Source organism: Collinsella aerofaciens, assembly GCF_040915425.1.
In the GTDB taxonomy this organism is placed as follows: Bacteria; Actinomycetota; Coriobacteriia; order Coriobacteriales; family Coriobacteriaceae; genus Collinsella; species Collinsella aerofaciens_BW.
Map to the genome: position 1 here is coordinate 1 of NZ_JBCPDN010000124.1, position 1,497 is coordinate 1,497.

Below are 1,497 nucleotides of genomic sequence, written 5' to 3' on the forward strand. Positions count from 1 at the left end.
GCCGTCGGGTCCGCTGCCTTGACGACCTCATGGCCGTCGCGGCCGAGGACGCGCGCGAGCGCGTCGAGGATCGCCCGCTCATCATCCACTGCCAGTATCCTCGCCATGTTCGACCTCCTGAAACTCCCGTCGGCATTGTACTTGCGCCGCGCTCAGCGGTCCAGAGCCCCGCGCGCAGCCGCGGGCGCGGGCGCCCACATGGCGATCTCAGGGTTGGGCAGCACGCGGTCGGCGATCGAGCGCAGCGCCGACCCCCAGCCGGCGTCGAGCAGGGCATTCCCGCCCAGGACGAGCGCTGCGGAGAGGAGGGCGAGCACGGCGGCGAGCGGCTTCCTACTCATCTGCCCTCCCGTCCTCGAAGCGGCAGAACCAGGCCAGAAGGACGGCGGCGGCTGCCAGGGTGAGCACGAGGCCAGCGAGCGCAGTCGTGAGGAGAGGGCCCGCCGCGCGTGCGGCGTCGATGAAGGCCTCTACCCCGAGCGACCCCAGGCGCGCGGGCCAGGCGAGCGGCACCCAGCTCAGGGGCGTCGCCAGGGCACCGGTGAGCTCGCCGGTCATGAGGCCGTGCGCAAGTCCGCCCACTGAGAAGAACGCGAGGAGCATCCCCGCCGCGCCGGCGCCGATGGCGGCGTTGCGGCCGAGGCGCAGGGCCACGCCGAGCCCCAGCGCGTAGAGGGGCAGGCTGCCCAGCACGATGCCCGCCCAGGCGGCCGCAAGCGGAGCGGGCCCGAGCGGCAGGCGCCCGGCGACGGCGAGCACGGCCCCGAACACGCCGAGCGCCACGGCCAGCGCGCCCGCGCCGAGCGCCGCAAGGGCGAGCAGCTTCGCCGCGACGGCGCGCCCGCGCGAGGGGACCGCCGTGAGGTTGGCGAGGCGCCCGGCAGCGCGCTCCTCGTCCACGGCGAGCCCGCAGACGATGGCGGACATGAGCGGCATGAGGGCGCCGAGGAACTGGGCGTAGGCGTCCGCGCCCAGCGCCGGGTCCCATCGGGTTACGGAGAAGTACTCGCCGCAGGCAAGACCGGCTGCCAGGCCGCAGACGAGGTGCACCGCCGTGAGCGGGGAGCGCGCCAGGCGCAGGGCCTCGGAGAGCAGGGCCCGCGGGAGAGTCATGCGCGGCGTCGCGTCGGAGGGTCGTGTCATGGCCATCACCTCTCCTCGGAGCGCGCGAACCAGGCCGCGCCCGCCGCCGTGAGCGCGGCGAACGCGAGCGCGCAGACCGCAAGGCCCGCCAGTGTGAGCATGCCGTCCGCCGCGAGCGCCCCGCCGAGCGCCATGTCCGCCGCGAGTGGCTCGCCGCTCGGCAGCACGGGGATGAAGCTCGTGGGGATGACCATGCTCGCCGACGGCGGAAAGAGCTGCGGCAGCGGCACCAGCGACCAGGCGAACCCACCCACGAGCTGCGCGGCGAGCGGGCAGAAGATGCCCGCGAGCATGCCGAGCCGCGCCGTGAGGAAGAGCCCTGCGGGGATCATCCACGCCGCGGTCACCGTGTTG

General features: G+C 74.8%; 2 protein-coding genes and 1 pseudogene. All 3 read right to left on the reverse strand.

Annotated elements, in window-relative coordinates:
- Positions 1-152: 152 nt before the first annotated feature.
- Entirely contained in the window at positions 153-341 is a 189-nt protein-coding gene (locus tag AB5164_RS10150) for a hypothetical protein (RefSeq protein WP_260698976.1), read from the reverse strand.
- Positions 334-1,143: an ABC-2 family transporter permease gene (locus AB5164_RS10155; RefSeq protein ID WP_368148085.1), complete on the reverse strand. Its 810-nt coding sequence runs from the start codon at positions 1,141-1,143 to the stop codon at positions 334-336. The genes AB5164_RS10150 and AB5164_RS10155 overlap by 8 nt, the downstream gene beginning before the upstream one ends.
- A 5-nt stretch (positions 1,144-1,148) precedes the next feature.
- Positions 1,149-1,497, reverse strand: a pseudogene (locus AB5164_RS10160) (hypothetical protein); the annotation flags it as partial.